Raw genomic sequence first — 6818 nt, forward strand, 5'->3', positions numbered from 1 at the left:
GCAGGAATGATCCAGACCCCGAAGGCGAGCATCATCGCCAAGGCAAGAATCATCAGCCAACGCCACCGATCCCACAAGGTGACATTCTTCCTCATTCCGGCGATGAATTCGTCCTCCGGCATGCGCATCCAGTAAGGCAGAAGTTTCCATTTCATGTCTGCATCTCCCCGATCTCGAAAAACAGTCAGCCTTTAGACAAGTGTTGCATTTCAACTGGTGACAGTCAATCACAGCGATTGTATCACCGCATCTCTTGTGGAAACGTGTGATGTAAGCAGCATGATCAAACAAATTAGTTTAGTTGTAGTGAGAATAGAAGGTTCCAGCTTCTTCCCGATAATGTATACTTTCTGTCTCTCAATCCCATCCGAATTCATTTAAAATTGGCACAATGCAATATCATCCGAAAACGACACGAACAAACGACTTAACGGAATCGCAGACACTCCGCGACTTAAAATGGGTGATCAGCAGCCCATCGTTAATCGCACAGCCCAGTGCAGATGAGGATCATCCCGAAACTCCCGATTTTCAAGCCGTCGACGTCCCACATCTGGAGAACTATCTTGCCCCTTATTCCCATTTTCGGATTGGTCAATATTATGAAGGCCTGGTCCTGTATTGGCTGGAACATATACGCAAACTGAAAATCATTGCCCGGCATCAGCAGGTTTTTGAAGAAAGCCGGACGGTGGGCGAGATCGATGTTCTGTTTGAAGACGAAGTCGGCGTGTTGACTCACTGGGAAATCGCCGTCAAATTTTATCTGTACTATCCAGAGGTGAATCCCGTTGACAGCCATTTCATCGGACCCAATGTGAAGGATTCGTTCGAAAGGAAAATGCGACGGCTGTTTGAGTATCAGCTCCCGTTAAGCCAGACACACTTTCCCAAAGTGACCCGTCGTCAGGCGTTTGTCAAAGGCATGATCTTTTATCATCCCGACCACAGTGCACCGACACAACTCCCGGAGAAACTCTTCCCCACGCATCCGCGAGGCACCTGGCTGCACCTCTCCGAATTATCCCGGCTCACTGAGCAGCATGAAGAGCCCGTCTTTCTGATCCGCGAAAAACCAGACTGGTTATCGGCTACTCTCTGCAGCAAGACCGATGAGAGGCTGCTCTCCTTCGTGGAATTACAATGCCAACTGAAAACACATTTTCAGGAACAAACCAGGCCCATTCTTATCAGTGCGCTGAGCTGCCAACAGATAACCTGCCATGAAGTCGAGCGTGTTTTCGTCGTCCCGGATTCCTGGCCGGAGATTTAATGAAAAATAGATTGATCCCGTTCCTGACTGCAGGCGTTACATCAAGCAGTATGTAACCGAAATACAATGTGCTACTGGTTGGGAATCAGATGAGTTGGAAACCAGAAGAAGGGACGCTCTGTGGTTTCGTTCGCTGTAAGCGGTACTGGGGACTGGCTTTTCTTTCTTTGGCCTTGCTGTTGATGCCTATACTGAAACCAGTAGTGCAGAGATTGTGGACCATTTATCATATCGCCTCATTAGATGGAACGATTGATTGGAACGAGCCTGATTTTAGTCTGGCGGTTTCACCGTTCGATTGGCGCGATGCCATAAATAATCCATCTGAAGACAATCAGATTCAGTCTTTTGATGATGTTGAAACTATTAGTCTGACGATCACACAGAACAGTGATCTGATCTGGCTGGATGAGTTTCCGAATCTTGAATCGATCTACTTACAGGGAGCCGGTCTCAGCGATGAAGGCTTGGCGCACTTGAAACACTTTCGGAGACTCAAGCACATTTGGTTGTGGAATACAAAGGTTAGCGACGCCGGTCTATGGTATCTGGCAGATCTCCCGCATCTAAAATCGATAGATCTCCAATACTCGTGTGTGACTGGTTCTGGATTGGAGCAGTTGAACGGACTTTCTAACTTAACCAGGCTTAGTCTGGAAGGAAATCCGGTCACAGATGCTGGATTGGCTGGTCTCAATGATAGTTCTACTCTTCGAGTTCTGAATCTTAAGGGGACACGAGTCAGTGATGCTGGGTTGGTTCATTTGAAAGACATGCCGCAACTTGTGATTTTGAATCTGGATAATACGCACGTGACAGGCGTAGGCTTATCACAATTGAAAAATCTGCCTAAACTCCTATGGCTCAGATTGAATGCTTCTCCAATCAACGATACGGGAATGAGGCATATTAAATTAATTTCAAGCTTGATACGGCTTGATCTATCAGGAACGCAAGTGAGCGATGCCGGGCTGGTTCATCTTAACGATCTTATAAAATTATCGCATTTGAAGTTGGAAAAGACACAGATCTCTGATGCGGGTCTGGTTCCTCTACACGGGCATCCTCACCTGGAAGTGATTGATCTTGATGACACAAAAGTGACGTCGGCTGGAATCTGTGAGCTTGAGGCCACGTTACCAGCGCGAGCCATTATGATGGACGAGAATGAGTGACCTTTCGTGAGAGTGTGTCAAAATCTCTCGCTTGCCGTCTTCCTACAGGCCCGCTTTTCTCACCTTTCTCGCTGATTCGACCAGTCTGAATATGCGACCGTCCTCGATTATCATATCATGTTGTCAGTCAATCGATGAAGACGGAAAATTCCGCTGAGGAGAGGCTGCAACATGGGGCTGTCAAAAGAGCGACTGATCACGTTACTGGTGGTGATTGCCAACGGCATTCTGGGAGTGACCATCGGCAATTTTTCTGACAATCGGCTCTGGGAAGCGACGTTCGCAGTGCTGATGTCGCTGCCTGGCATGATCATCATCTGGAAAAAAGAGGCCTTGTCTGTCACCGGCTTAACGCGGGGCCTGCGCCGCGATTCGCCTCCGTCACTGCTGGACCTGATTGGCTGGTTCTTCCTGCTGGTCATGCCGGTTCTGTATGTGTATGAACTGAGTAAACACTGATTCGACAGGAGTGCGAACTCACCTGTAAGCTCTCAGGTTTGACAATACACCTGATCGAAATTAACCTGTTTGGTGTCCGTAGTGGATCCAGTATGACTGTTTCCTGTTCTAAGAAAGTGCTCACGATGTCATTGAAACACTGCCTGCTGACTCTTGCCTGTCTCGCGTTTGCTTTACCTGTCCTCGCCGGCGCTCCGGAAGCGATTCCGGCCGACGATTACCAGAAGCAGCTTTTTGCTGACGACTTTTCGGCGGACAAGCTGGGCAAGCCGTGGACGCTTTATAAAAGTTCCTCGGTTGTCAAAGACGGCGTGCTGGTGGGAATTGAAGAACAGGACGGCGGTCACGCGGCCGTGCATCAGTTGCTGACCGAGCCCTATAGCGATGTGGAACTGACGGTCGATCTCAAGTTCGAGGGTTCGCCTTCCACCAACCTGACGTTCAATCAGCACAAGTTCAAAGGCTCACATGCGGGGCATCTCTGCCGGGTGGTGGTCTCTCCCGGCAAAGTCTCACTGCGCGATGGCAAGACCGGCGTGTTCAATAACGAAATCTTCAAGAAACGCCAGGCCAAAGAAAAACTGACTGCGGAAGAACAGGCGATCCTGAAACGGACCCAGGCGGACTTTCCGGTCAAACTCGAACAGCACAAATGGTACACCGTCACCGTGCGCATCAAAGGGGATCTGATGCAGGCCTTCATCGACGGCAAACTGATCGGCTCCCTCCGCTCGGAAGGCATCGCCCACGCCACCAAAGACAAAATCGGCCTGGTGACGCCGAAAGAATCGATTCATTATGATAATGTGAAAGTGCGCGTGCCTTAGATACACCTTTGTCAGCAGAGAAAGCCTCCTCTGGTTGATTGCCTGTCTGAGTGGCTTTCTTTACTATCACAGTGAATCAGTGGTTTTTCTCTTTGTAAATCCCCCTTTGGGGGGAGTAGACTGTGAACAGACACCTGCTCTCTCTGAGGATGTTTTCTGAAGTAGCAACAGCTGGGACAGATCTGGCGAATTTGACGAATGTTTATCACGAAACTGGAATCCCTGCGAGGCATCGCTGCGCTGATGGTGGCGATCAGCCATTGTCTGGTCGTGTTCGCTGTCGACCAGAATCCGATGATCTGGGATACGAGCCCTTGGGAGACACAGGGCACACAGGCATTCATCACCAGGCTGTTGTTGATCCCTTTTAATGGCGGAGCAGCAGTCACCATTTTTTTTGTATTGAGCGGCTATGTGCTGGGGCTTTCACTGGATCGAAAACCCCGGCAGTTCTTGTCTTACTTTGCGTTTTATATGAAACGCATCTGCCGCATCTATCCGGCTTATCTGGTCTGTCTGACGTGCATCATTATTTCCATTCTGTTTTTTCATTCCTACCAGAAATTTCCGAATACGTCGCTCTGGTATCAGGCCTGGTATCAGCAGGGGATTTCCTGGGAAAATGCTTTGGCTAATTATGCGCTGTATGAAACCAATCTGAATCAGATCGCCTGGACACTGAAAGTGGAGCTGATCATGTCACTTGGTTTTCCCTTTTTCTATCTGATGAGTCGTAAGAGAGCGGCCACTGGGAATTTCATACTGCTGTTGATACTGATGTTGTTTGCGTTCCTGTTATCCGGAATTCTTTGTTTTCTGTTCGGGTTTGTATTCTATCTGGGACTTATCATGCCTACACTGATCGAGACGTTGAATCAGTATGTCGCACAGTCTGTCTGGAATAGCATGCTCTCGCTCAGCCTGATTTGTCTGCTTTGTGCGCGATCGATATTCTCTCCTGCCAACCTGTTCTATGCCGTTTTGCTTGAGGCGATCTCTGCTGCTCTGGTCATTGCCATACTGGCAGATGGAAAAGTCGATGTCTTTTTAGGTCGTGTTTTAGATATACCGATCATCCGCAAGCTCGGTCAGATCTCCTATTCGTTCTACATTTATCACTTCATCATTTTATATTGGCTGGCCTGGGGCTTACTCCAGCTGGTGAGTCCCGATATCTCCGCCGCGTTTCCAATCCTGCTGAGTCTGCTGCTGGCGGTCACTTCCGTCATCCTTACTTATTATGTGGCTCTGCTCTCCTATCATGGGGTGGAACTGCCGATGATCCGCTGCGGAGCGCTCATTGCAGCGAAAATAACAAACCTGTTGGAAATCTCATCGGCACGCGTACGACTGCTGCGGAAGTAGGAAGATTTCTTTCTGACTGGGCAGCAGTGCCTCACGCGTTCTCGGCTGTTTGATCAGCGTCCCATTCCCGCATCGCCTCTTCCAGTCTGGTTGTTTCACGCTGTTTACGTTCCCGCTCAGAACGCATCAGATAGGGGGTGAACGCAATCGCTGAGAGTACAAGGAAAGAACAAAACCAGAGAAACGTTGTTGGTTCCGGGGCGTCGAGCTTTCGTGCAATCAGATAGAGCATGCTTGTCAGACCGAGTACGCTTATGAGTATCAATGTGTCCCTGTTATCTTTATCGCCCCAGATACGCGGTTGAACGTAGCCCTTTTTCGGAGTCTGAAAACGCATGAGTAACCAGAAACTAAGTATAAAAAATGGAAGCGTTAGAAAACCGAGATTCTGTAACCACCATGCCAGGCCGATTCCGGTCAGAGTAGAGATAATGGTCAAGGGCATGGCAATTCGATCATAACGGCGGCGCGTGATCAGTATTTCATGTGCGCCGGAAACTTCCGTTTTGGGTTGAGACTGTCTTTTTAAACGCATCGCGATCAACCAACAGAATCGAGGCCAGTCCTGTTGCCTGTCTGGGGGAATCTGGTTGCGAAAATACTGGATCAGCCAGAGTTGGTCTTCGCGCTGAAAATAATTCAAATCAACGACCACAGTCTCTTTTGCTGTACTCAAACTGAGACCTACCAGCGGCATCAGACGCCAGCGTGCTGTTACTACATCTTGTAACTGCAACTGTTGTCGGGAAAACAAGTGCTGGGAGATCACTGTGCCATTCTGGAGAGACAGGAAGGCCCTGCGGTAAATCAACAAGCCCCAAATTGAGATTCCCCCTGGGAACAGCAAAAGGAGTGCAGCAATCGGTATCGCAAAGAGACGGCGGTCTGGTGGTGCCTCCAGAAATAGCATTACTCCGAAGCCAGAGAAGCCGAAAGTAAAAGAGACTAACAACAGGATCGCTTCATTACGGGTCCGTTTGGGCGGCCGAAAGACGCGGCTCACCTTTGTTGTTTCTGCCGGATCTGGTGAAGAAGGTTTTGTGTTCATTTCAATCGTGGATTCTATGGGAATCAAACAGTATTGGAACCGGATGATCTATACTTGATTTAATCTGTAGATGGGAAACGCAGCGCTACTTCCGTCTCCCATTCCTTGATCGCCCGTTCTGCTTCGACGAGCGCTTTCTTTTTCTCCTCTCGTTCTGATTTGATTAAGAACCAGAAAAACGGGGCAGCCCAGATGACCATTCCTGTCGGAAAAATGAATCCACGATAATCTAATAAGATCAACAGGAATAAGATCGTGGTTGCAGCACCAGTCCACCAAAGCAGATAAATGAGCTCTTTGTCTGCACTGGTCGATCTCACGAAGATTCCCTCTTTCGGAACGGTATAACGAAAGCCCCACATGCAAAGAGGGAGCAGGGGCAAGAACAGATAACCCGGTTTTTGCAGGCCCCAGGCTGTGTAGATGCCGATCAATGCTGTGATACTGGTTATGATGGTGGTCAATCTGTCCCAGTTCCTGCGGGTATGCAGCACATCATCCGGACCCGGCTCGCGAGGCTTGTCTTGCTTTGGCTTCAATAGCGGCAGTGCAATCTTCAGACAGAACAGTGGCCAGTTCTGCTGCTGGTTTTCTGGAAAATGGTCTCGAAAGTATTGAATCAACCAGAGTCGTTCCGCTTTGGTGTAGTAGAGAAAATTAATCTTACCCGT

7 protein-coding genes are annotated in these 6818 nt (G+C 48.9%); 5 read left to right on the plus strand and 2 right to left on the minus strand.

The genetic code is table 11. The features are described from left to right. Positions 1 to 391 precede the first annotated feature (391 nt). From Q0294_RS23275 to Q0294_RS23295, 5 genes are all read left to right on the plus strand, one after another. Positions 392 to 1273 carry a DUF1853 family protein gene (locus tag Q0294_RS23275; RefSeq protein WP_299470260.1) on the plus strand — a complete coding sequence of 294 codons (882 nt, stop codon included), beginning with the start codon at positions 392 to 394 and terminating at the stop codon, positions 1271 to 1273. A gap of 89 nt (positions 1274 to 1362) precedes the next feature. Continuing rightward, the gene (locus Q0294_RS23280; protein WP_299470262.1) at positions 1363 to 2448 is read left to right on the plus strand and encodes a hypothetical protein; all 1086 of its coding nucleotides are present in this window, start codon (positions 1363 to 1365) and stop codon (positions 2446 to 2448) included. Between the two features lie 171 nt (positions 2449 to 2619). Continuing rightward, positions 2620 to 2907, plus strand: a complete 288-nt coding sequence (locus tag Q0294_RS23285; protein WP_299470264.1) for a hypothetical protein — start codon at positions 2620 to 2622, stop codon at positions 2905 to 2907. Positions 2908 to 3032: 125 nt separating this feature from the next. Then, positions 3033 to 3734 (plus strand): family 16 glycoside hydrolase, encoded by a 702-nt coding sequence (locus Q0294_RS23290; RefSeq protein ID WP_299470266.1) that lies wholly within the window; start codon positions 3033 to 3035, stop codon positions 3732 to 3734. A gap of 198 nt (positions 3735 to 3932) precedes the next feature. After that, complete coding sequence (locus Q0294_RS23295; protein WP_299470268.1) at positions 3933 to 5099, plus strand: acyltransferase; 1167 nt, start codon at positions 3933 to 3935, stop codon at positions 5097 to 5099. 31 nt (positions 5100 to 5130) lie between these two features. Here the strand turns inward: Q0294_RS23295 and Q0294_RS23300 are convergent, their stop codons facing one another. Then, positions 5131 to 5868 carry a hypothetical protein gene (locus Q0294_RS23300; protein WP_299470270.1) on the minus strand — a complete coding sequence of 246 codons (738 nt, stop codon included), beginning with the start codon at positions 5866 to 5868 and terminating at the stop codon, positions 5131 to 5133. A 338-nt stretch (positions 5869 to 6206) separates the two neighbouring features. Continuing rightward, the coding region (locus Q0294_RS23305) for a hypothetical protein (RefSeq protein ID WP_299470271.1) at positions 6207 to 6818 on the minus strand (612 nt) is incomplete at its 5' end.

It is taken from the genome of uncultured Gimesia sp. (assembly GCF_937919775.1).
Lineage (GTDB): Bacteria > Planctomycetota > Planctomycetia > Planctomycetales > Planctomycetaceae > Gimesia.

What these genes read in the sequence shown, in the direction of transcription:
- Q0294_RS23290 (WP_299470266.1), top strand. Translation starts at nt 3,033, where the DNA reads ATGTCATTGAAACACTGCCTGCTGACTCTTGCCTGTCTCGCGTTTGCT.
- Q0294_RS23275 (WP_299470260.1), top strand. Translation starts at nt 392, where the DNA reads ATGCAATATCATCCGAAAACGACACGAACAAACGACTTAACGGAATCG.
- Q0294_RS23295 (WP_299470268.1), top strand. Translation starts at nt 3,933, where the DNA reads ATGTTTATCACGAAACTGGAATCCCTGCGAGGCATCGCTGCGCTGATG.
- Q0294_RS23280 (WP_299470262.1), top strand. Translation starts at nt 1,363, where the DNA reads ATGAGTTGGAAACCAGAAGAAGGGACGCTCTGTGGTTTCGTTCGCTGT.
- Q0294_RS23285 (WP_299470264.1), top strand. Translation starts at nt 2,620, where the DNA reads ATGGGGCTGTCAAAAGAGCGACTGATCACGTTACTGGTGGTGATTGCC.